The 22,590-nt window shown below is 65.0% G+C and carries 24 protein-coding genes; 7 read left to right on the forward strand and 17 right to left on the reverse strand.

The annotated features are described in order from the left end of the window. Window position 1: 1 nt before the first annotated feature. The 10 genes from L8F45_RS17425 to L8F45_RS17470 all read right to left on the reverse strand — a co-directional run bounded on the left by L8F45_RS17425 (window position 2) and on the right by L8F45_RS17470 (window position 11,258). On the reverse strand, window positions 2–1,159 hold the full coding sequence (locus L8F45_RS17425; protein ID WP_342359139.1) for an iron-containing alcohol dehydrogenase: 1,158 nt from the start codon (window positions 1,157–1,159) through the stop codon (window positions 2–4). Window positions 1,160–1,167: 8 nt separating this feature from the next. Then, entirely contained in the window at window positions 1,168–2,556 is a 1,389-nt protein-coding gene (locus L8F45_RS17430; protein ID WP_342359140.1) for an aldehyde dehydrogenase family protein, read from the reverse strand. An 8-nt stretch (window positions 2,557–2,564) separates the two neighbouring features. Continuing rightward, the gene (locus L8F45_RS17435) at window positions 2,565–3,932 is read right to left on the reverse strand and encodes a glutamine synthetase family protein (protein ID WP_342359141.1); all 1,368 of its coding nucleotides are present in this window, start codon (window positions 3,930–3,932) and stop codon (window positions 2,565–2,567) included. A 194-nt stretch (window positions 3,933–4,126) separates the two neighbouring features. Continuing rightward, entirely contained in the window at window positions 4,127–5,029 is a 903-nt protein-coding gene (locus tag L8F45_RS17440; protein WP_342359142.1) for a DMT family transporter, read from the reverse strand. Window positions 5,030–5,037: 8 nt separating this feature from the next. Beyond that, window positions 5,038–5,520 (reverse strand): GNAT family N-acetyltransferase, encoded by a 483-nt coding sequence (locus L8F45_RS17445; RefSeq protein ID WP_342359143.1) that lies wholly within the window; start codon window positions 5,518–5,520, stop codon window positions 5,038–5,040. A 91-nt stretch (window positions 5,521–5,611) separates the two neighbouring features. After that, complete coding sequence (locus tag L8F45_RS17450; RefSeq protein WP_342359144.1) at window positions 5,612–6,694, reverse strand: phosphotransferase family protein; 1,083 nt, start codon at window positions 6,692–6,694, stop codon at window positions 5,612–5,614. Beyond that, window positions 6,681–7,448 (reverse strand): metallophosphoesterase family protein, encoded by a 768-nt coding sequence (locus L8F45_RS17455; protein ID WP_342359145.1) that lies wholly within the window; start codon window positions 7,446–7,448, stop codon window positions 6,681–6,683. The genes L8F45_RS17450 and L8F45_RS17455 overlap by 14 nt, the downstream gene beginning before the upstream one ends. An 8-nt stretch (window positions 7,449–7,456) precedes the next feature. Beyond that, the gene (locus tag L8F45_RS17460; RefSeq protein ID WP_342359146.1) at window positions 7,457–8,362 is read right to left on the reverse strand and encodes an alpha/beta hydrolase; all 906 of its coding nucleotides are present in this window, start codon (window positions 8,360–8,362) and stop codon (window positions 7,457–7,459) included. Window positions 8,363–8,419: 57 nt separating this feature from the next. Continuing rightward, window positions 8,420–9,691 (reverse strand): phosphoribosylamine--glycine ligase, encoded by a 1,272-nt coding sequence (gene purD, locus L8F45_RS17465; RefSeq protein WP_342359147.1) that lies wholly within the window; start codon window positions 9,689–9,691, stop codon window positions 8,420–8,422. Between the two features lie 58 nt (window positions 9,692–9,749). Next, window positions 9,750–11,258 carry an MFS transporter gene (locus L8F45_RS17470; RefSeq protein WP_342359148.1) on the reverse strand — a complete coding sequence of 503 codons (1,509 nt, stop codon included), beginning with the start codon at window positions 11,256–11,258 and terminating at the stop codon, window positions 9,750–9,752. Window positions 11,259–11,578: 320 nt separating this feature from the next. On the opposite strand from L8F45_RS17470, the gene L8F45_RS17475 reads away from it, so the two are divergent. Next, window positions 11,579–12,139, forward strand: a complete 561-nt coding sequence (locus tag L8F45_RS17475) for a TetR/AcrR family transcriptional regulator (RefSeq protein ID WP_342359149.1) — start codon at window positions 11,579–11,581, stop codon at window positions 12,137–12,139. Window positions 12,140–12,231: 92 nt separating this feature from the next. Here L8F45_RS17475 and L8F45_RS17480 read toward each other — a convergent pair whose 3' ends face one another. Further along, window positions 12,232–12,534: a zinc ribbon domain-containing protein YjdM gene (locus tag L8F45_RS17480; RefSeq protein ID WP_342359150.1), complete on the reverse strand. Its 303-nt coding sequence runs from the start codon at window positions 12,532–12,534 to the stop codon at window positions 12,232–12,234. Window positions 12,535–12,843: 309 nt separating this feature from the next. Between L8F45_RS17480 and L8F45_RS17485 the strand changes: the two genes are divergently transcribed. The 4 genes from L8F45_RS17485 to L8F45_RS17500 are packed head-to-tail and all read left to right on the forward strand — an operon-like array spanning window position 12,844 to window position 15,548. Then, a complete protein-coding gene (locus L8F45_RS17485; RefSeq protein WP_342359151.1) occupies window positions 12,844–13,170 on the forward strand; it encodes an ArsR/SmtB family transcription factor in 327 nt (108 codons plus the stop codon). Beyond that, window positions 13,167–13,637 (forward strand): SRPBCC family protein, encoded by a 471-nt coding sequence (locus L8F45_RS17490; RefSeq protein WP_342359152.1) that lies wholly within the window; start codon window positions 13,167–13,169, stop codon window positions 13,635–13,637. The genes L8F45_RS17485 and L8F45_RS17490 overlap by 4 nt, the downstream gene beginning before the upstream one ends. A 43-nt stretch (window positions 13,638–13,680) precedes the next feature. After that, on the forward strand, window positions 13,681–15,267 hold the full coding sequence (gene xseA, locus L8F45_RS17495; RefSeq protein WP_342359153.1) for an exodeoxyribonuclease VII large subunit: 1,587 nt from the start codon (window positions 13,681–13,683) through the stop codon (window positions 15,265–15,267). A 50-nt stretch (window positions 15,268–15,317) separates the two neighbouring features. Then, window positions 15,318–15,548 carry a DUF2093 domain-containing protein gene (locus L8F45_RS17500; RefSeq protein ID WP_342359154.1) on the forward strand — a complete coding sequence of 77 codons (231 nt, stop codon included), beginning with the start codon at window positions 15,318–15,320 and terminating at the stop codon, window positions 15,546–15,548. On the opposite strand, the gene lpxK is transcribed toward L8F45_RS17500, so the two are convergent. From lpxK to L8F45_RS17525, 5 genes are read right to left on the reverse strand one after another with little or no spacing between them, the layout of a single operon-like run. Then, complete coding sequence (lpxK, locus tag L8F45_RS17505) at window positions 15,539–16,534, reverse strand: tetraacyldisaccharide 4'-kinase (protein WP_342359155.1); 996 nt, start codon at window positions 16,532–16,534, stop codon at window positions 15,539–15,541. The two genes, L8F45_RS17500 and lpxK, sit on opposite strands and share 10 nt — an antisense overlap. Further along, window positions 16,534–17,829 (reverse strand): 3-deoxy-D-manno-octulosonic acid transferase, encoded by a 1,296-nt coding sequence (locus L8F45_RS17510; RefSeq protein WP_342359156.1) that lies wholly within the window; start codon window positions 17,827–17,829, stop codon window positions 16,534–16,536. The genes lpxK and L8F45_RS17510 overlap by 1 nt, the downstream gene beginning before the upstream one ends. Then, complete coding sequence (locus tag L8F45_RS17515; protein ID WP_342359157.1) at window positions 17,826–18,557, reverse strand: lysophospholipid acyltransferase family protein; 732 nt, start codon at window positions 18,555–18,557, stop codon at window positions 17,826–17,828. The genes L8F45_RS17510 and L8F45_RS17515 overlap by 4 nt, the downstream gene beginning before the upstream one ends. Window position 18,558: 1 nt before the next feature. Continuing rightward, window positions 18,559–18,801, reverse strand: coding sequence for a DUF4170 domain-containing protein (locus L8F45_RS17520; protein WP_342359158.1), 243 nt, complete (start codon window positions 18,799–18,801; stop codon window positions 18,559–18,561). A 47-nt stretch (window positions 18,802–18,848) separates the two neighbouring features. After that, a complete protein-coding gene (locus L8F45_RS17525) occupies window positions 18,849–19,658 on the reverse strand; it encodes a 3'(2'),5'-bisphosphate nucleotidase CysQ (protein ID WP_342359159.1) in 810 nt (269 codons plus the stop codon). 380 nt (window positions 19,659–20,038) lie between these two features. Here L8F45_RS17525 and L8F45_RS17530 point away from each other — a divergent pair, with 380 nt between their 5' ends. Beyond that, a complete protein-coding gene (locus L8F45_RS17530) occupies window positions 20,039–20,446 on the forward strand; it encodes a DUF6101 family protein (RefSeq protein WP_342359160.1) in 408 nt (135 codons plus the stop codon). Between the two features lie 161 nt (window positions 20,447–20,607). Here the strand turns inward: L8F45_RS17530 and L8F45_RS17535 are convergent, their stop codons facing one another. Then, entirely contained in the window at window positions 20,608–21,396 is a 789-nt protein-coding gene (locus L8F45_RS17535; protein WP_342359161.1) for a LytTR family DNA-binding domain-containing protein, read from the reverse strand. A gap of 90 nt (window positions 21,397–21,486) precedes the next feature. On the opposite strand from L8F45_RS17535, the gene L8F45_RS17540 reads away from it, so the two are divergent. Further along, a complete protein-coding gene (locus tag L8F45_RS17540; RefSeq protein ID WP_342359162.1) occupies window positions 21,487–22,563 on the forward strand; it encodes an alpha/beta hydrolase family protein in 1,077 nt (358 codons plus the stop codon). Window positions 22,564–22,590: the final 27 nt, after the last annotated feature.

Here is a 22,590-nt window from a genome sequence, read left to right on the forward strand (position 1 = left end):
CCTAGAGCTTTCCTTCCAACGCCATCGTGAAGATGCGCCGCGCGCCGGCTTCGTCAAGCGGGACGGGATTGCCGCCGGCCGTCGGGTCCTTCGGCGCCATGGCTGCGATGAGGTCGATCTTCCTGTCGTCGACGCCCACCGCCGCAAGCGTATGAGGCATGCCGATCTCTTCGCGCAGCGCCAGCACCCAGTCGAGAAAGCCCGTGAAGCCGCCGGAGATTCCGAGATAGGCGGCGACGCGTGCGATCTTCTCCTCGATCGCGGCGCGATTGAAGACCAGCACATAGGGCGCGAACACGGCGTTCAGCATCCCGTGATGCAGATCATAGATCGCGCCGACGGGATGCGAGAGCGAGTGGATGGCGCCAAGCGCCTTCTGGAACGCGGTCGCGCCCATCGCGGCGGCGGCCATCATGAAGCTGCGCGCTTCGAGATCGCGCCCATCCTTCACTGCGCGCGGCAGCGCTTCCTTCACAAGCCGCATGCCTTCGAGCGCAACGCCGTCGGCGAGCGGATGGAAGAACGGCCCGCAATAGGCTTCGAGACAGTGAGCGAAGGCGTCCATGCCCGTGCCGGCCGTGATCTTCACGGGCATGCCGACCGTCAATTCGGGATCGCACAGCGCGACAACGGGCATCATCTTGGGATGAAAGATCACCTTCTTCGTATGCGTCGTCTCGTCCGTGACGACGCCGGCGCGGCCGACTTCCGATCCCGTGCCCGCGGTCGTGGGAACAGCGATCACGGGAAGAATTCCGTCAGGGTTGGCGCGCGTCCACCAATCGCCGACATCCTCGAAATCCCACATCGGCCGCGTCTGTCCGGCCATGAAAGCGATCACTTTTCCCGCATCGAGCGCGGAGCCGCCGCCGAATGCGATCACGCCGTCATGGCCGCCGTCGCGCAGAATCTTCAAACCTGCTTCGATATTGGCTGCGATCGGGTTGGGTTTCACATCGGAGAACAAAGCCGACTCGACCTTCGCCGCGGCAAGACTCTCGAACGCGTTCTTCGTCATCGGCATCGCGGCTAGCGCCGGGTCCGTGACGAAGAGCGGGCGCTTCATGCCGGCCGAGCGCGCATGCTGTGCAAGCTCCGCGATGCGGCCCGCGCCGAAGCGCATCGAAGTCGGGAAATTCCAGTTGCCGGAAAGCTGCATGGCCGAACTCATATTTGCGTGCGCAGATGATAGGATTTGAGCCGCGTCAGGTGATCGAACGCGAAAGGCGAGAGCGAAACGCCGCGGCCGGTTTCCTTGACGCCGGTCCAGGCGAGATCGGGATCGAGATAGTCGCAGCGGTTCATGAACACCGTGCCCGTCTCGATTTCTGCGCCAAGCTTTTCCGCAGCGTCGGCGTCGCTGGTCCAGATCGCGGCGGTGAGACCGTATTTCGAATCGTTCATCAGCCGCACGGCTTCCTCGTCCGACCTGACCGGCATGATTCCAACGACAGGCCCGAAGGTCTCCTCGACCATGACAGTCATATCGTGATCGACGCCGGTGAGAATCTGCGGCGCGACATAGGTTGAGCCGGCGCGATCACGCGAAAACGCGGCTGCATCGACATGGGTCTTCGCGCCGCGCTCGACAGCCTCGCCGACCTGCCTGCGCACGATTTCTGCGAGCGAAGCGCGCGCCATGGGGCCGAGCGTCGTCGCCTCGTTGAGGGGATCGTCGAGCACATAGGTTCGCGCGAGATCGGATGCGCCTGCGACGAAGCGATCATAGACGTCATGATGGACATAGATGCGCTCGATGCCGCAGCAGCACTGACCGGAATTGAACATGGCGCCATCGACGAGATTCTCGATCGCATGGGCGAGATTGGCGTCATGCCTGACATAGGCGGGGTCCTTGCCGCCGAGCTCCAGCGTCACATTCGCGAATGTGCCGGCCGCCGCGCGTTCGATCGCGCGTCCCGCCTCCACCGATCCCGTGAAATTGATCTGGTCGATGAGGCCGGACGAAATCAGCTTCAGCGTGGAGTCGTGATCGAGCGACAGGGTCTGGAATACGCCATCCGGCAATCCGGCGCGGCGGAACGCCTCGGCGAAACGCTCGCCGACGAGCAGCGTTTGCGCCGCATGCTTCAGGATCACGGCGTTGCCGGAGAGCAATCCCGGAATGATCGAATTGATCGCCGTGAGATAGGGATAATTCCAGGGCGCGACGGTGAGCATCACGCCGCGCGGCTCCTTCTTGATCATGCGGCGGAAGCCGTCGCGCTTCTCCGGGACGAAAGGCGCCAGCGCCGTCTCCGCCATGGCGATCATCCGGCGCGCGCGCTCCTCGAAGCCTTTCAATTCGCCAGCGGCGTAGCGGATCGGACGGCCCATCTGCCAGCTGATCTCGGGCGCGATCTCGCCGCCCATCGCCAGCATCGCATCGACCGCAGCAGAGCAATAACGCGCCCGTTCGGCCAGCGGCAATGCGCCCCACTCCTTCTGCGCAGCACGCGCGGCGGCGACAGCCCTCTCGATTTCCGCTGATGATGCGGGCTTGCGCCTGGCGATCTCGCGACCATCAACCGGTGAAACGCAAACGATGTCAGTCATGCGGATTCTCAGCTGCGTTCGAAACCGCGCATCAACTCCCAGTCGGTGATGCGGCGGTCATATTCAAACTGCTCCCAACGCGCGGCGTGCGCATAGTGCTCGACAACCTCGTCGCCGAGCGCGGCGCGCAGCATCGCCGATCCTGCGAACGCATCTGTGGCGGCCCGCAAGGTCTTGGGAATTTCCGGCAAGCTCGCGCCGCCATAGGCGTCGCCCCTGTGCGGAGGATCGAGCTCGAGCTTCTCGTCGATGCCCGCGAGCCCCGCCGCGATCAGGCCCGCGAATGCGAGATAGGGATTGAGGTCGGCGCCGCCGATGCGGCATTCGATGCGGATCGCCTTCGACTCTTCGCCGCAGAGACGGAAACCGGCGGTGCGGTTGTCGCGGCTCCACACCATCTTGGTCGGCGCGAATGTGCCGGCCTGAAAACGCTTGTAGGAATTGATATAGGGCGCGAGCAGCAGCGTCATTTCGGCGGCGTATTTGAGCTGACCTGCAACATACGAGCGCATCAAGGGCGACATGCCGAACTCGCCCTTGGGATCGGCGAACAAAGACGTCGCGCCATCGTCGCTCCACAGAGACGCATGCACATGCGCGCTCGATCCCGCGAGATCATAGCGCCACTTCGACATGAAGGTGACGGCCTTGCCCTGGAGATGCGCGATCTCCTTGATGCCGTTCTTCATGATGACATGGCGATCGGCCATGGTGAGCGCGTCGGCGTAGCGGACGTTGATCTCCTCCTGCCCCGGCCCCCACTCGCCCTTGGAGTTCTCGACCGGAATGCCCGCGCCCTGAAGGCCGTTGCGCACGGCGCGCATCACGGGCTCTTCCTTCGTGGTTTGCAGGATATGGTAATCCTCGATGTAAAGGCCGGCCGTCTTCGGCTGATGCCAGCGCTTTCCAGCGATCGCCTCGAAGCTTTCATCGAAGAGATAGAATTCGAGTTCGGATGCGAAATAGGCGCGCATCTTGCGGTCATTCAGACGCGCAACCTGCTTCTTCAGGATCTGGCGCGGGCTGTGCGGCACGTCATGATGATGATGATCGAGCACGTCGCAGAGAACGAGCGCCGTCGCTTCAAGCCATGGCACGCGCCTCAGCGTCGAGAGATCGGGCTTCATGACGAAGTCGCCATAGCCGCGCGCCCAGCTTGCAGCGGCGTAGCCGGGGACGGGCTCCATGTCGATGTCGTCGGCGAGGAGATAGTCGCAGCCATGCGTCTCCTCCCAGCCGCCATCGACGAAGAACTGGGCGTGGAAGCGTTTGCCGATCAGACGGCCCTGCATGTCAGCCATGCAGCACAGCACCGTGTCGATCTCGCCTTCCTTCACGGCGCGTTTCAGCGCGTCGAGAGTGAGTTCGCCCGTCATTCCAAGCCGCCTCCCGCGATGCCATCACGCGACAGGCTTCCGTCGCGCCTGCCCATCCATATGGAGGATCGCGGCTGATGCAAGCTGCGCCATAGTGATGCCGTGCAATATTTCGCCTGCGGCGTAGGCGGAATCGTCAGACAAGTTCGATTTTAGTCGGACAAGTCGGATTGGCGCCGAAAATGCGAGCGGGGCTATCGCCGTCCGGCGACGAAGGCGGCGGCGACGATCAGCGCGGAACCGGCGAGCACGATCGGCGTCGGCGTCTCGCCATAGAAGAGAAAGCCGAACAGGGTCGCCCAGACGAGCGCGGTGTATTCGAGCGGCGCGAGCCGCGCGGCCTCGGCGCGCGCGAACGCCATGGCGAGCAGCAGATGCCCGGCGACGCCGCCAAAGCCAATGAACAGGAACGCCCACCAGTCGCTCAACTCAGGCGTCCGCCACACGGTCAGCGCAGGCGCAAGCAGGATGAGAGCGGGACCGATATTCTGGATGAAGACAATGGTGACGACGGGATCACGGCGCGCCCGCGCGCGCAGCAGCGTCATTGCGAGCGCATAGGTGACGGCGGAGATCAGCGCCGCCACGGCGCCGAGAGCCGCATGGCCGCCATAGTTTTCGGCGCCAAGCCGCGGCCCGACGATGACGAGCATGCCGACGAGGCCGACGCCAAGCGCCGCGCCAATGCGTCCGTCGAGCGGTTCGCGTAAAAGCACGGCGCCGAAGATCGCAAGGAAAATCGGAGACAGGAATGAGAGCGCGATCGTCTCGGCCAGCGGCAGCGCGCCAAGCGCATAGAAGAAGCAGGTCGCCGTCAGCGCGACGATGAACGAGCGCGAGCCGTTGACGATCAGCGACTCGCGCGACGGCCATCCCGGCTTCACATAGGCGAGCGTCGCGCCGGCGAAAATCAGGCCGACGGCGTAGCGAAGAAATGCGATCTCAAAGGTGTGATGCCTGACGGCGACATGCTTGATCGTCGCATCCATCATCGACAGCACGCATACGCCCATCGCCGCGAGCACGGCAGGGCGGGTCGCTCGCGAAAGCCAGCTCTCGCGGCTCCAGTCGGGGTCGGAGATAGCTGGCTTGCGCAACGCCTGACTCACACAGCGTCCCCGGCCTTCAACGGCAGGCGAAAGCCAAATTCAAGCGTATGCGAGATATCATGCAGCAGGCGCACCCCGGGCAGCCTGACAAAGCCAAGCCTCTCATAGAACGCATGGGCGCGCGTGAAGCGCGTATCGGAATAGAGAACCATCTCGCGCCCCTTGCGCTCGCGCGCTTCCGTCAGTGCAAGCGACAACAGCTTCTGCGCCAGTCCGGAGCCGCGCAGTTGCGCCGCAACATAGACTTTGCCGATCTCGAAGGCGTCAGGCTCGCGATTCACGAACACCGCAGTTGTCGCAACGACGGCCCCGTCCTGCTCGGCGACCCAGAGCCGTCCGCCTTTCGAAGCGTAATGGGACGCCGGCGCCTTCAGTTCCGGAAATTCGGCGCGGTCGAAGAAGCACCCCTCATATTCAGCGAAAATGCGAGCGATGAGCGCTGCAATGTCGTCGCCGTCAGAGTCCCGCCCGGGACGCAACAAGATAGTCTGGAGTCCCGTCACTTGTCGGGGGTAGCCCGGTTCGCCCCCGGAATCCAGTGCGCCAGCGCACAGACCAAGGCATGCGACGTCACGCGCCGGCCTTCTCCGCGAAGGCCACCGCCGCCGCCGCAAGCGGCGCAACCGAGTTCGCCATATTGGCGGCGTTCGCGTTGGCGGCCGTGCCGTCGCGCACACGGCCGAGGATTCCCTGCAAAATCGCCGCGAGGCGAAACAGATTGTAGGCGAAATAAAAGTTCCGGTGTGGAATCTCGGCGAGACCCGCGCGCCTTGCATAGAGATCGCAATAGGAATCGAGATCGGGAATGCCGAGCGCGACGAGATCGAGCCCCTGCAGCGTCGGCATCGACATGCCGGTTTCGGCGCGCGGCATGACCCAGGTCATGGCGTGGTAGGTGAAATCCGCGATCGCATCGCCGACAGTCGACAATTCCCAATCGAGCACGGCGAGCACGCGCGGCTCGTTCGCATGCAGGATCATGTTGTCGAGCCTGTAGTCGCCGTGAACGATAGCGGGCCTGAGAGTCTGAGGCGCGTGCTCGGGCAACCAGCGCATCAGCCGCTCCATGTCAGGCACGTCATCGGTGCGCGAGGCGACATACTGCTTCGACCAGCGCGCGATCTGGCGCGCCACATAGCCCTCGGCCTTGCCGTAATCGGCGAGGCCGATCGCGCCGGGATCATAGGAGTGCAGCAGCGCGAGCGTGGCGTTCATCTGATCGAAAATCGCCGCGCGCTCGGCCGGATCGGATTCAGGAATCGCCGGGCTCCAGAAGATGCGCCCGGCCACATGGCTCATGACATAGAACGCGGTGCCGATAATGGACTCGTCGTCGCACAGCACGATCGGCTCGGGGACCGGAAATCCCTGCGCATGAAGCGCGCTGATCACCTTGAATTCGCGATCGACCGCATGCGCCGAAGCCAGCAATTTTCCTGGCGGCTTGCGGCGCAGCACATAATTGCGCGACGGCGTCTCCAGAAAATAGGTCGGGTTCGACTGGCCGCCCTTGAATTGCTTGATAGCGAGCGGGCCAGCGAAGCCACGCGCATGCGCGAGGAGATAGCGTTCGAGCGCCGCCTGATCGAAAGCGAGCTGCGGCGCGACATCCTTGACGCCGGAATAGGCCGCCTGCCGATCAATCGTCGCCAATGCGCCCTCCCCTGTCGCGAACGAATCCGGTCGCCAATGCGCGCGCCCAATCGGGCCGATCAAGCGACGCGGCCCGTTTCGCCGCTGCGTCCCAGTCATATTCGACGGCGTGGAGCGCTGCGCTCCAGACGCCGCCGCGTCGCGTCGCAATCGCGTAGCGCGCGTGCGGCGAGCCGACCTCGGCCCAATGTTCAATCGGCGGCGTGGGATCATGATAGCCGGGCGCGCCGACGCTGCCGGGATTGACGATCACTCCGCCGTTCGCGGTCATGACGACGCGCGGCAGATGCGAATGGCCGCACAGGATGAGCGGCGCGCTTTCGCCGGCGAGGTGCGCCTCAATACGCTCGCGCGGCGCAAGCGTCATTTCGCCCGACGGAGCGACATCATCGAGAAGATAGGCGTTGTCGTCCTTCGGCCGCGCATGGAACATCAACATGTCGTCGAGTTGCAAGATCGACGGCAAAGCGCGCAGCCAATCGAGTTGCGCATCGCTCATCTCATCGCGCGCAAATCCGTCGGAGGGGATCATCTCCGCGCGCGACTGATCGGTCACCCAGCGATCGTGATTGCCGCGCACCGTCGGCCAGTCCTGCGCCATCAGAATCCCGGCCGTCTCGCGCGGCCAGAGCGGACCCGAGACGCAGTCGCCGAGATTGACCGTGAAATCGGGCGCATCTTCGCGCAGGCGCGCGAGCACGGCTTCGAGCGCAAGCGCATTGCCATGGATGTCGGCGAGGATCGCAACGCGCATCGAGATCATCAGGCCGCGAGAAATGGAGCGAGCGCGGCGAGAGTCGCCGAAGGATTCTCCTCCGGCAGGAAATGGCCGGAGTCGACGCTTTGCCCCGTCGCGCCCGGCGTGAAGCTCGCGCGCCAGACATCGTGCGGATTGGTTCCGGCCGCTGGAATCCCGACATCTCCCCACAGGATGAGTGTCGGACACAGGACCGTCTTTCCACTCTCGCGATCGGCGCGATCATGCTCGACGTCAATAGTCGCGCCGGCGCGATAATCCTCGCAACAGGCGTGAATGCGCGAGGGATCGGAGAAGAAAGCGCGATAATGGGCGAGCGCGAAGTCATCGAAAGGCGCAAGCGACTTCGCCTTCGTCCAGCTCGCGAGCGTATGATTGATAAATTCAAGAGGAGCTTTGCTGATCAGCGTTTCCGGCAGGGGATAGGACTGCGCCAGGAACGACCAGTGATAGACCTGCATCGCGCGCTTCGCGTCCATGCCTTCCCACATCGTGATGGTCGGCATGATGTCGAGCAGCGCGAGCTTCGAGACACGGCCGGGATGATCGAGCGCGAGACGATAGGCGACGCGCGCGCCGCGATCATGGCCAACGACGGCGAAGCGGGCATGGCCCAGCGCCTCCATCGCGCGCACGATATCGCCGCCCATGGCGCGCTTGGCGTAGAGTTCGCCTTTCTCGCTGCGCGGCGCGGACGACCAGCCATAACCGCGCAAATCGAGCGCGACGACCGTGAAGCGCTGCGCCAATTCGGGCGCGATGAGATGCCACTCCACATGGGTCTGGGGAAAGCCATGAATGAGCACGACCGGCGGCCCGGAGCCGCCGCTGCGCGCAAAGATGCGGCCGGCCTCCGTATCAATCCAGTGCGAGGCAAAGCCGGGGAAGAGGTCGGCGAGATCAGCGCTCATGCGCGGAAGACTACACGGCGTATGGCGCGCGTCTACCGGCCAGGCGGACGATGCGCGTCAGTGCTTCGAAACAGCGCGCCAGCCGATATCGCGGCGATAGAATCCTTCCGGCCAGTCGATCAGCCTGATCGCGTCATAGGCGTGCTTCTGCGCTTCGGCGATCGTCGGCGCGATCGCCGTCACATTGAGCACGCGGCCGCCATTTGAGACGAGCTCATCGCCCTTCATCGCCGTGCCGGCATGGAAAACGAGCACGTCGTCGAGCGCTGCCGCATCAGCGACGCCGCGGATCGTCGAACCCTTCCTGTAGTCGCCGGGATAGCCATTCGCCGCCATCACCACGGTCAGCGCGGCCTTGTCCCAGAGCCGCACGTCGAAACTGCCAAGCACGCCGTCGCATGCCGCGAGCAACGTCGCGACCAGATCGGTCTTCATGCGCGGCATGATCACCTGGGTCTCGGGATCGCCGAAGCGGACATTGTATTCGATCAGCTTCGGCCCTTCGCGCGTCAGCATCAGCCCCGCAAAGAGAACGCCGACAAACGGCGCGCCCTTCGCTTTCATCGCCGCGACGGTTGGATGGATGATCTCGTCCATGGCGCGCTGCTGCAATTCCGGCGTCAGCGCCGGCGCTGGCGAGTAGGCGCCCATGCCGCCGGTGTTCGGGCCGACATCGCCATCGCCGACGCGCTTGTGATCCTGCGCCGACGCCAGCGGAATCGCGGTGTGGCCGTCGCTGAGCGCGAAGAAACTCACCTCTTCGCCTTCGAGAAACTCCTCGATCACGACTTCTGCGCCGGCGGCGCCAAGGCCGCCCTCGAACATCATGGCGATGGCGTCTTCCGCCTCCTTCAGCGAGGCCGCGACGACGACGCCTTTTCCGCCGGCGAGTCCATCGGCCTTGATGACGATTGGCGCGCCTTTCTCCCTGAGATAAGCGAGCGCGTCATCGGCGCTGGTGAAGCGCGCGAAGGCCCCGGTCGGAATGTTCGCGACTTTGCAAAGCTCCTTGGTGAAAGCCTTAGAGCCTTCGAGCTGGGCCGCGGCCGCGCTTGGCCCGAACACTTTCACGCCGGCGGCGCGCACCGCATCGGCGAGGCCCGCCACCAGGGGAACCTCGGGGCCGATCACGACGAAGTCGATCTTCTCCCGCGCGCAGAGAGCGACGACCGCTGCATGATCGGCGGGATCGACAGGAACGTTCTCGCCGCATTCCGCAGTTCCGGGATTGCCGGGCGCGATCAGAAGCCGGTCGCACAGCGGAGACGCCGACAACGCCCAGGCCAACGCATGCTCGCGGCCGCCCGAGCCGATGAGAAGAATGTTCATGTGGTCGCGATCCCTGCCGCCTCCTAACGTTTGGCGCGGCAGGGCGCAACGCGGCGGATTATTCGGCCGCAGCCGGCTCTTTGGCGGACCGGAGACGGCGCGCGTTGATGACGCCCAAAGCCACCGCCATCGCCGCCGCGACAAGCGCGGACGCGATCATCGCGCTGCGGAAGCCGTTCTGAAGCGCATCGACCAGAAAGCCGCGCGCCGCGTCAAAGCCTGCGCCGGAGAAATCGCGCCGAATGACGATCGCCTGAGCCATATCCGCCGGCGAAGCGATCCCGGCGCGCGTCAATGCGGCCTTCATCGCCTCGACGGCCCTCATGCTCATGAGCGAGCCCAGCAAGGCGACGCCCACCATCGCGCCGGTCTGGCGCCCCGCATTGACCACCGAAGACGCGACGCCCGATTGCGTCCGCGGCGCGGCGATCATGGCGGCGGCGCTGATGGCGGGAATGGCGAAACCGATCCCCACGCCGAGCATGCCGAACAGGAACCCGACCAAGGCGTAGGAAGAGCCTGGCTCGAGGAAAGCCATGCCGCCCATCGCCCCGCCGACGATGGCGAAGCCCGCGATCATCGCGGCGTCAAGGCCGATTCGGGCGCTGACGCGGCCGGAGAAAGTCGCGGCGACGGCGGTGAATATTGCGAGAGGCGTCATGCGAAGTCCCGCCGCCTCAGGCGAAAGCTGCTGAACGTCCTGCAGGAACATCGAGAAAAAGAAGAGGCTGCCATAGCTCGCAAGACCAAGCGCGAAGGATGCGATGTTGATCGTCACGAAGCGCCCATCGCCCATCAGCGCGCGCGGCAGCATCGGCGCGGCGACGCGCCGCTCGATGAAAACGAAGACGGCAAAACCGACGAGCGCGATCACAAGCGGCGCCATCGTCGCCGCCGCCGCCCAGCCTTCCGCGCCAACATTGATCAGCCCGAAAGACAGCGCGCCCAGCCAGATCGCGCTGACAATCTGCCCCGCGGGATCGAACGAGGCGTGATCGGGGTCGCTCGATTCGGAAATCGCCCAGAGGCCGAGTCCGATGGTCAGAAGGCCGAACGGAACATTGATCAGGAAGATGCTGGGCCAGCCAGCGATGGCGATGAGAAAACCGCCAAGCGCCGGTCCGACGATCATCGACAGCGAGGTGAACCCGGCCCAGCCGCCAATGACATGCGCGCGCGTCTTTGGATCATGAAAGGCCTGCGTGAGAATCGAGAGCGCGCCGGGAATGAGCGCAGCTCCGGCGATTCCCTGCACGATGCGGCCGGCGATCAATGACGGCAGGCTTTGCGCGGCGGCGCAGAAAAGCGAACCGATCACGAAGAGCGCAATCGCCATCAGCCAGCAGCGCTTGCGGCCGTAGCGATCTCCCAGCGCGCCGGCGGACAAGGTCAGGCTGGAGAGGCACAGACCATAGGCGTTGATGATCCATTGCAGGCCGGCGAAGTCCGATTTCAGACTCGCCTGCAGAGTCGGCAGCGCGAGATTGACGATGCTGACGTCAAGAAGCGCCATGAAGCTTCCGAGATAGACGGCGGCGATGAGAGCGATGCGCTTTCCGTTGGACATGTTCTCGCAACTCCTGACGCGCGAACGGCTTGGGAGGCCCGGCGCGGACACAGCAGTGACGCGCGGCGTCGCCTCATTTCGACAGGCGCTGAACTTTCAGCGGCGAATTTCTTGAGCGAAGACGTTGTTAGCTGATGACTGACAGTCAGTCAATTTAAATAAGCAACTGTGGAATCATGCTAAACTGGCTGGATCGCTCCGCGTTTTCCAGCTAAGGAGCGGTTCGGAAGCCGCGGCTCATGAAACGATCGGAAAAAACGCGCGGGCGCGCCACAGCGACAGCGCGAACCAAGCCCTCGGACATTCGACGCCGCGATCTCATGGACGTGGCGGAGGAGCTGTTCATCGCAAAGGGCGTCGGCCAGACGACGATCGACGACATCGTCGCCGGCGCCGGCGTCGCAAAGGGGACCTTCTACCTCTATTTCAAATCGAAGGACGAGATCCTGAGCGCGCTGCGCACGAAATTCGTCACAATGTGCCTGGATCGAATCGACGCGGCGGTCATGAAGCAGGCGGCTGACGACTGGCAGGGCCGGCTGCGCGCCTGGATTGGAGCTGCGATCAACGCCTATCTCGATCATGTCCGGCTGCATGATACGGTCTTTCACGATTATCGGCTGCAGAATCGCGGCATGAAGATCGGGAATATGGCGGTCGCGAATCTGGCGGAGTTGCTGAAGGCGGGCGCTGCGGCGCGCGCCTGGCGCATCCCGGATCCGGCGCTGACGGCGGTGTTTCTCTTCAACGGACTGCATGCGGTCGTCGATGATGCGATCGCGCGGAAGAACAATGACCGCGCTGCGCTTGTCGATCTGGTGGAGCGGCTTTCGTCCGCGGCGTTGCAGCGGCCGCAATTGGCCGCCGCGTCGGCGCGCTGACGGCGCTGCCTGAAGAGCGTTGCAAGACGCGGCTCAATTCAACTTTCGCGCTTCGGTTTATTGCGCGCTTCAATGTAAAGCCGACAAGCCCGCTAGCGCTTGCGCACAAATTCCGTGCGCAGGACAAGCCCCTTGATCCCTTCGTAGCGGCAGTCGATTTCCTGGTCATTGTCTGTCAGGCGGATCGACCTGATGACCGTGCCTTGCTTCAGGGTCTGATTGGCGCCCTTCACCTTCAGATCTTTTATGAGAGTGACCGAATCGCCGTCAGCGAGAATATTGCCCGCGGCGTCGCGCACGACGACCTGATGGGCGTTCGCCGCCGCCATCTCCGCAGCCGGACGCCACTCGCCCGTCGCTTCGTCGTAAACATAGTCGTCGTTCTCGCCGGCCACGCGCCGCCTCCATCGTAAGGAAATCTCGCCTGACCGACCTCCTGCGCGATCAGGCGTCGGATCCGGAGCATCAATCGCCGCCGCGTATACTCGCTCAATCAACCTGTACAATAGCCGCTGGGGGGCGCCCGACCCGATGAGAAGAACGTTCATGTGACCCGAATCCCGAGCCGACGAGCCGGTCTTTAGGGCCTCCGGCGCGAGGCGCCAGCACGACGCCAAAGCCGGTTATGTAAGCGTTGACTTACGTAGTTGCGACGCTATGGTAAGCGCTGACTTACATAAAGCGGTTGTGCGCTGGAGACGCGAATGACGGCTCGCGATCCGCCCGAAACAGGCGGCGACATCATGGCGGCGCTCGGCGATCCCATGCGCCGCGCGATCTTCGAGATGCTGGCCGACGGGCCGCGCTCAGTCAGCGAGATCGCGGAGAGATTGCCGGTGTCGCGCCCGGCCGTGTCGCAGCATCTCAAGGCGCTTCAATCGGCCAGGCTTGTGGCGTTCGACTCCGTCGGTACGCGCAATCTTTATCGCATCGAGCCGGAACGCGTGGCCGAGGTCCGCGACTATCTCGACCAGCTCTGGCGCAAGGCGCTGCTCAATCTCAAAGCCCGCATCGAGAAACCGCACCAATGACGATCGCTTCCGTCCGCAAGGAAATCACCGTCGAAGTCACGCAGGCGCGCGCCTTTCGCGTCTTCACCGAAGAGCATGGCGCATGGTGGCCGCTCGCCACGCATCACATCGCCGCCAAGCCGGCGGAGACCGCTATCATCGAGCCTTTCGCCGGCGGACGCTGGTTCGAGCGCGCCGCGGACGGCGAAATCTGCCTGTGGGGCAAGGTGCTCGCCTGGGAGCCGCCGACGCGCCTCGTACTCGGCTGGCAGATCGGCGCGGACTGGAAGCACGACCCCGCGCTCATCACGGAAGTCGAAATCCGTTTCGTGGCGTTGGGACCCGCGCTGACGCGCATCGAACTCGAGCATCGCGATCTCGAGCGCTTCGGCGAAGCGGCCGGGACGCTGCGCGGCTCCTTCGACTCCGAAGGTGGCTGGGCCGGCATCATGAAGCTGTATGGTGAGCGCGCCTCGGCGCCCGTCTGACCCGCGATTGGCCATTCGCGCCCCCGCGGGCTAAATCGGCGCGATGTCCGTCGATTCAGCCGCCCGAAGTTCCGCTTCCACAAACGCGCCCGATATCACCGTTTCGGAACTGTCCGGCGCGCTGAAACGCACGGTCGAGGATGCGTTCGGCCATGTGCGCGTGCGCGGCGAAATCTCCGGCTATCGCGGGCCGCATTCCTCGGGCCATGTCTATTTCAGCCTGAAGGACGCCAACGCCCGCATCGACGCCGTGATCTGGAAGGGCGTGTTCGGACGCCTGCGCTTCAAGCCGCAGGACGGGCTCGAAGTGGTCGCGACCGGCAAGGTGTCGACCTTCCCGGGCCAGTCGAAATACCAGATCGTCATCGAAGCGCTGGAGCCGGCTGGCGTCGGCGCGCTCATGGCGCTGCTCGAAGAGCGCCGCAAGAAGCTCGCCGCCGAAGGGCTGTTCGATCCCGCGCGCAAGCAGCTTCTGCCTTATCTGCCCGAAGTGATCGGCGTCGTGACGTCGCCAACCGGCGCCGTCATCCGCGACATCCTGCATCGATTGTCGGATCGCTTTCCCCGCCATGTGTTGGTCTGGCCGGTGCGCGTGCAGGGCGAGACGTCGGCCGCCGAAGTCGCCGCCGCCATCAGGGGCTTCAATGCGCTCGCTCCAGGCGGCGCTCTTCCGCGCCCCGACATTCTGATTGTCGCGCGCGGCGGCGGCTCGATCGAGGATCTCTGGGGCTTCAACGAAGAAATCGTCGTGCGCGCCGCGGCCGAGAGCGATATCCCGCTGATCTCCGCTGTCGGCCACGAGACCGACTGGACGCTGATCGATCTCGCAGCCGACATGCGCGCGCCGACTCCCACCGGCGCGGCGGAGATGGCGGTGCCGGTGCGCGCCGACCTCATGGCGAATGTTCATGATCTCGCAGGCCGCCATCGCGGCGCCCTCAGACGTTTCGTCGAAGGCCTGAAGACGGAGCTGCGCAGCGCCATCCGCGCCCTGCCACAGGCTTCGGCGCTGCTCTCGACGCCGCGTCAGCGGCTCGATCTCGCGGGCCAGAATCTGCCTCTGTTCCTGCGGCGGAGACTGCGCGACACGGAGCTGCGCGTTTCGCGCCTCGGCGGCCGTCTGGCGGCTCGTTCTCCGCAAGCCTTGCTCGCGGCGCGGCGCGCGAAGTTCGAAGCGTTAAGAGATCGTCCCGCGGAAGCTGCCGCTCGCGCTATCGCGGACAAGCAGCGTCAGTTGAGTGTTTTCGGCGATCGGCTTGCACGCGCAATTTCCGGTCGCGCAGCAATCGAGAAAAGGCGGCTGCAAACCGAGCAGACAAAGCTTACCTCCATTGAAAACCGTCTTAAGCGCGCGCTGTCGCGGGCGCAGGAAAATCGCGGCGCGAAGCTCGCGACTTTGTCGCAGCTTCTCGACAGCCTGAGCTATCGCAAGGTTCTTGATCGCGGCTACGCGGTCGTGCGCGACGGCGGCGGCCATCCGCTGACGCGCGCGAGCTCAGTAGCTGCAGGCTCGGCCTTGTCGCTCGAATTCGCCGACGGAAAGGTCGCGGCGACAGCGGAGGGATCGCCGCCGGCGAAGCCGGCGCGCGCGCCGAAGCCCGCGGGACCGACGCAGGGCGACCTGTTTTAGCCCCCGCTTGCTCCCTCGCCGATTTCACGGCAGAAGCGGTCGTGAACGCCATGAACCGACATGAACGCCCGCCCGCGCCGCTCTCCGAAGCGGTGATCGAGTATCTCGACGCCGACCTGCGCGTGATCCGCCCAGGCGCGTTCGTGCGCTGCGCCGTGACCGGTCAGCCGATTCCGGTCGATCAGCTCAAATACTGGTCCGTCGACCGGCAGGAAGCCTATGCGACGCCGGCCGCTTCGCTGACGCGCGTCAAGCAGGGCAAGAGCGCCATTCAGTTCTGAACCGCGCGCTTAAGCAGCGCCCGGATCGTTTCAGGCTCATCGAATTCCAGCGCGACTGGCGCCGTCCGCAAGGCGCCCGCGAATAGGCGCTGCGCCCGCTCCGCGCCGATGCGCGCGAGATCCTTCATTGTCGTGACTGGGACGAGATCCGCCTTGGCGGCGCGCGCGGCGATGCGGCCGAGTTCGTCATCCGAATAGGGGCGATGATCGGCGAAGGATTGTGCGGCTTCGACGCGCGCGCCCTGCGCCCGCAGCATGTCGAAGAATTTCTGCGGGCGGCCGATGCCGGCGAAGGCGAGCACGCGGCGCCCCGATAGAGCTTTCACCTCGGGCGATGGCGCAAAGCGCGCACGCAGCACAGGCAGACCTTCGAGGATGCGCGCCACGTTTCGCGGCGCATCGCCGCCGCCGATCACGATCAACGCATCGATGTGAGGCCGCTGCGATGTGACAGGCGCGCGCAACGGGCCGGCGGGAAAGCACAACCCATTGCCGAACCAGACTTCGCCATCGACGACCGCAAACGAAAACGTCTTGCGCAGCGATGGATTCTGCAAACCATCATCGAGCAGGATCACATCGCCGCCGCCGGCGACCGCCATCGTCGCGCCCGCGACGCGATCGCGCGACACGATCACCGGCGCGATCGGCGCGATCTCGATCGGCTCGTCGCCGACAAGCGCGGCGTCATGCGACTGAGGATCGACACGCAGCGGCCCCATTGTCGTCCCGCCATAGCCGCGCGAGACGACGAAGGGCCTGCGCCCCTGCTCTTTCAGAATATTCGCGAGCGCGATCACGGTCGGCGTCTTGCCGGCGCCGCCGAGCGTGAGATTGCCGACACAAATCACGGGCGCGCCAACCTCGGCGCCCGCGCGCGCCATGCGATGCGCCGTCGCCGCGCCATAGATCGCGCCAACCGGCGACAGGAGATGCGCCACAATCCCCGGCGGACGCAGCCAGAAAGCAGGCGCGCGCAACGGCATCAGGCGCGCTCCGGCGCGTCGGCCTTCGCCTCGAGAAACGGCGCCATCGCGGCAAAACACCTATCCGTCGCGCCGGCGAGCGTCCCGACCGCGGCGAAAGCCTTCTCGCCCATGGCGCGCAAAGGTCCGACATCGCCAATCAGAGAAATCACCTGTTGCGCAATCGATTTCGCGTCCACGATTTCGATTGCGCCGCCTTCGCGATCGAGCGCCGCGTAGGTGTCGGCGGCGTTGCGCACATGCGGCCCATGCAGGATCGCAACGCCGAGCTTGGCCGGCTCGATCGGATTATGGCCGCCCTTGTCGACAAGCGTTGCGCCGATGAAGGCGATCGGACTCAGGCGAAAGAACAGGCCGAGTTCGCCTGTTGTATCGGCGACATAGATTTCGGTGTCGCGCGCCGGCAGCCCGTCGCGTGTGCGAAGCGCGGCGCGATGGCCTTCGAGTCTTGCAATCTCGCAGATATCAGCGCCGCGATGGGGATGGCGCGGAACGATGATCGTCAGCATGTCGGGGATGCGCGAGGCGATCAGTCTATGCGCGGCGATGATCTCTTCGTCCTCGCCGGGATGCGTGCTCGCCGCGAGCCACACGGCGCGGCCGGCGACCGCAGCCGACATCGCCGCGAGCTTCATCGCATCGGCGGGCGGCGGCGGCGCGTCGAATTTCAGGTTGCCGGCATTGACGACGTTCTGCGCCCCCAAGGCGCCATAGCGAAATGCGTCGGGATCGCTCTGCGCCATGACGAGATCGATATGATTCAAAAGCCCGCCGATGATCGACGGCGCGCGGCGCCAGCGTTGAAAGGAACGCTCCGACATGCGCGCATTGACGAGCATGAGCGACGCGCCGGCGCGATGCGTCTGCATGATCAGGTTCGGCCATAATTCCGATTCCGCGAAGATCGCGACTTCAGGCTGCCAGTGCGCGAGAAAGCGATCGACGAAGCGTGGCGAATCCAGCGGCAGATATTGATGGACCGCTCCCGGCGGCAGCCGCCGCTGCATCAGCGAAGCCGACGCGATCGTTCCCGACGTCACCAGCACGCGAAAATCCTGCGCGCGGAACCGATCGACGAGAGGCAGCAACGACATGGTCTCGCCATTGCTCGCGCCATGCATCCAGACGAGGCGTCCGTTCGGACGTGGGAGACTTGCGACGCCGAAACGCTCGCCGCGACGCTCGCGATCCTCCTTGCCGCGCTTCGTGCGCCATTCGAGAAATCGCCCGGCGAGCGGCGCGGCGGCGCGCGTCGCCAGTGCATAAGCCGCCAGCGCAAGCGGACGACGCGTCATGCCGCGGCGCGCCCCTCGCGCAAGCCCGCGCCGGGATCGCTTCGGCCCACAAGCTCGTAAGCCCGCTTGTGGATGCGATCGAGTTCGTTCTGCAGCATCAGCCGCGCGCGTTCGGTTTCCTCGGCGTCGGCGTCGCGCGCGACGCGCACCGTCTCGCCCATCACCATGGCGCCGCGGCCAAACGGCTTGCCGACGCTGGCGCGATCCCATGAATTGAAGTCGATGCGGCGGCTGGTCACGACCGTGTAGGGAAGGATCGGACGACCCGACGCTTTCGCCAACGCGATCAGCCCATCTCCAGCCACGCGCGCGATCTTCGGCACATCGGCGGTGACGGTCACGGAGCGGTTGTCACGCAGCGTGCGCAGCATCTCGCGCATGCCGACGACCGCGCCCTTGCGATGCATGTCCTGTGGTTTGCCGCCGGCGCCGCGGATCGCCTCGATGCCGAAATAGCGGCAAGCGATCGCATTGATGCCGCCATCGCCATGGCGCGAGATCAGCACGCGATATTCATCCTGCGGCCGCTTGCCGAACGGCACCATGAAATGCTGACCGTGCCACATCGCGATGATGACAGGCCATTCGCGATCGAGACGATCGTAGAGATCGGCCGGCTCGATGACGAAGCTGTTCGTCGCCTTCACCAGCTTGAGATAGGAGGCGAGGACGAAGCCAAGCGTCTCCTGCATCGCGGCCGAACGGCCGACATTCTTGATGAAACCCACGTCAGGCTTTCGTTGCAGCGGGGTCGAGCAGCCGATGCAGATGCACGACGAAATAGCGCATCTGCGCGTTGTCGACGGTCGACTGCGCCTTGGCCTTCCAGGCCGCATGGGCGCTGGCGTAATTCGGAAACACGCCGACGATGTCGAGCTTTGACAGGTCCTTGAACTCGACGCCGTCGAGCGAGGTGAGTTCGCCGCCAAGGACGAGATGGAGCAACTGCTTGGGCTGTTCGCTCTGCGACATGGGTGAGCCTGCTGGTTGAAGTGATGATCAGAGCCGCTGCGGAAAATTCACGGCCGCGCGGAATTTGCAAGCGCCGCGCCAAGCGATTGCGCAAGCGAGTCATGGTCGGGCTCGCAGCTCGCGATCAGCACGCCATGCCGGCGCGGCGTCGCGTCGTACCGCACGGGCTTGCCGTGCAGATCGGTCAGCCTGCCGCCCGCCTCCTCGACGATGAGGTCGGCGGCGGCGACATCCCATTCGCGCGCGCCGTCTGAGGCGATGGCGATCGCGATCTGACGCTCGGCGACCGCCGCGATGCGCGCCGCGAGCGAAGGAATCTTGGGATGGACGGAAAACCCTTCGACATGCGCCATGAACTTGTCGAGGACCGGCCGCGGCCCGGCGGCGATGCGCGGAGCGGCCTCCGTCAGCGCGAGCGGCGCGCCGTTGCAGGCGACGCCGTTTCCGGCTGAGGCCGTCAGCAGGCGATCGAGCGCCGGCAGATAGAGGCAGCCAAGTTGGGGTCGGCCGGCCTGAACCAGCGCAATGGAGACCGCCCAGAGGTCGGCGCCAGAGATGTAGCCGCGGGTGCCGTCGATGGGGTCGACGATCCAGGCCGGCGCATCCGAACCCGATTCCGGATGGCGCTCGGCCTCTTCCGACAGCCAGCCGATATGGGCGCCCAGCGCGCCGAGCCGCTGGGAAAGCATTTCGTCGATGGCGACGTCGGCCTCGGTGACGGGCGAATCCCCGTCCTTGGTCCAGACGCGGGCCGAGGTCTTCTCGCCGCGCCGAAACCAGCCCATGGCGAGCGCGCCGGCTTCGCGCGCCGCGGCGGCGACGGCGGGTAGCAGAAGGGCTGCGTCCGTCTGGCTCATGTCCCCTGCGAGTAGCTTCGACGCCGTCCCGCGGCAAGCGCTCCCTCTCGCCGCGCAGCGTCTTTAGCGGCGCCGCAACGGAACCAATCGGTTGAAACCGGCGTTCGATGACAACGCGGCGTCAACCATCTCGCCGTTTCGCGGCCGAATTCTCAGCGTTCACCAGCGCTTTACCCACCTGCTTAAGCGCTTCGCAGGGTCTCGAACGCTATCTCGATCGCAACGGACGCCCGCCATTCAAGAGCGGGCGCCGACGTCACACAGGACGGCGATCAATGACGGCAGAGGCGTTCGACGCCGGGCCGGCTTCCCCTTGCGGAGCCGGCCCTTTCCATCGCGCGGGCATTCGCGCCCGCGCGCTTTCGGAGGGCGATGTCGTGATGACTGACGTCATCGCCGGCGTGTCGATCACCAGGCGTCTGCCGAACAGCCGCTTCGTCGGCGTGATGGCGAGCGAACGCGCGGACGATCCCGCCGAAAGCGAAATCGCGCTGCTGCGCGATGACGGCGTCTCGGTTGTTCTTTCCGTGCAGGGCGACGCAGACGTGGTCGCGGAATGGCGCGCCGCGAGCCGGTCCTTCGGACTTCCCATGATCGTGCAGCGTCCCGACGCCGGCGTGATCGCGCTCGAGGCGATGATCGGCCCGCTGCTTCTCGGCAAGGCGCATTCCGGCCGCCGCATGCGCGCGCTGACGCGCAGTCGCCGGCCGCGCTTCCTCATGCGTCGTCAGACGACGCGCCTGCCGCTGGCGCCGATCGTGCATCACGCTGTGGAGATGGGGCGCTGATTGGCGGCTCCGCGCTACGGGTCAGCGTGACATAATTTTTGCCTTTGGCGCTGGGGCTTCTCGGTTCCTGAAGAGCACAAATCGATGATAAATGCCGATGCTTGCGGCAGCGCCGGCGCCTCCAATGAATGCGCCGTCGCCGTAGCTCCAGCCGGACTTCATTAGCCCGTCCAGACCTCGTTCAGCAGCTTTCGGCCCGAACGACTGACCGGCAGCACCGTATTGTCGTTCACGCGAACGCAGCCCCGACAGCCGCGCATCGCAACCTCTTCGGCGAGCTGGCGCGACACCCAATGCGAGCGATGGACACGCACGCCGGCCTTCTCTCCGAGCGTCGCAATCGCGGCCGCGAGATTCATCAGGATCAAGGCCTCGCCACGGTCGGTCCGCACCCTCACGTAATGGTCTTCGGCGCTCAGGGCGAGGATGGCGGCGTTGCGCATCCCGATCGGAAGTTTCGCGCGCAACGCCTGGTCGGAATTCGAATGTGGCTGCTGCAGCGCCTCGCATGCAGCGCTCTGTGTGCGGGATTGCCGGAGCAAGTTCCAGCCCAGCCCTCCGATCGAGAGGTTGGACAGCAGCACCTGGATAGTCAGCTCGTGATAGGTGACGTGCGAAAGCGCCTGAGGCGCCGATAAGCCCAGGGACTCGAGAACGATCCAGCCGCCGGCCGGAGCCGTGATGACGCCAATCGCGAGCATCGTCCAGAACGGCAATACGCCGCCGAACCAAAATCGCCGAACGATTTCGGAGAGCGCAAAGACGATCGTGCAGATGGCGATTGCGACCCCGACGAAATGCAACAGGCGGAGCGGAAGCGTCATGCTGACATAGGTGCCGAACGCACCCGTTACGGCGAACGACGCCGCGACGACGAGCGGGAGCAAGATGGCGGCGGGACGGCGCCACTGAAAGGACGCAGTCGCCGAGAGCGTGCCGGCAATGGTCACTGGCGAATAAACCCTACCGTTCGCGAAATCGGGCTCGACCTGCTCGGCCGCCCCTACCTACCAGGATAGCGGCTCACAAGAGGCGCATCCATGACATTCGCGATTTACAAGCGGCTCCGCTCCGCCGCCTTGCTGTTCTGCAGCGCATCGACGGTGATGGGCGTGTTCTCCGGCGCAGCGAGAGCGGCCGAAGCAGGGCTGCGGCCCTATGAGGTCCCGCCGTCCATCACGAACCCTGAGAAGATCCCGGTCGCTCTGTACTACCCGACGCAGGCGCCTATGCGCCCGATCATGGTGGGATCGTTCACGGTCCGCGCGACCCCCATGGCCGTTCCGGAGGCAATGACCAAAGGCCTCATCGTGATCAGCCACGGGACCGGCGGTTCGGAATTCGGCCAGAGCAGCTTGGCCGAGGCCCTCGCACGGGACGGCTACTTGGTGGCGGCGCTGCGTCACCCGGGCGACAATTACCAAGACGGTTCGCTGTGGCAAAAGCCGCTGGGCGCCTACTTCACCGAACGGCCCCGCCAAGTCTCGCGCCTGATCGACGCGCTGCTTGCGGATTCCGAATGGAAAGACCGCATCGCGACGGACGTCAAAGGGCCGCGGATCGCCGCCGCCGGGCACTCGGCCGGCGGCTACACCGTGGTTGCCTTGGCGGGAGGCCGGGTCGATCTATCCCGGATCGGCGCGCATTGCGCGAAGGACGCGGCGGAAGACCCGATCTCCTGCGGCATGGTCCGCGACATCAGCGAAATGCAGGCGCCGCTTGCGCTCGAGTCGACCGCCGATCCGCGTGTGCGCGCGATTGTCGCCATGGCGCCCGTCGGCGTCATATTCACGGAGCAATCCCTGAAGGCCATCACCGTGCCGGCCCTGATCTACGCCGCGGAAAAGGACCGCTGGCTACCGCCACGCTTTCACGCCGCATGGATCGGGCAGAACCTTCCCGGAGCGGACTATCGCGTCATCGCCAATGCCTGGCACTTCGCCTTCATGAACCCCGCCAGCGCCCCGATCCCGACATTGGATGGCGACATCAGCGCCGACCCGCCCGGCTTCGATCGCACGGAATTTCTGAAGCAACTCGCCGAAGAAATCCCGGCATTCTTCGACCGAGCGCTCACGCTCGCACCGAATGTGATCAATAGCAACGTATCACCATAATTCCCTTATCCAAGTCCACTACAGTCG

This window comes from Terrirubrum flagellatum, from assembly GCF_022059845.1.
In the GTDB taxonomy this organism is placed as follows: Bacteria; Pseudomonadota; Alphaproteobacteria; order Rhizobiales; family Beijerinckiaceae; genus Terrirubrum; species Terrirubrum flagellatum.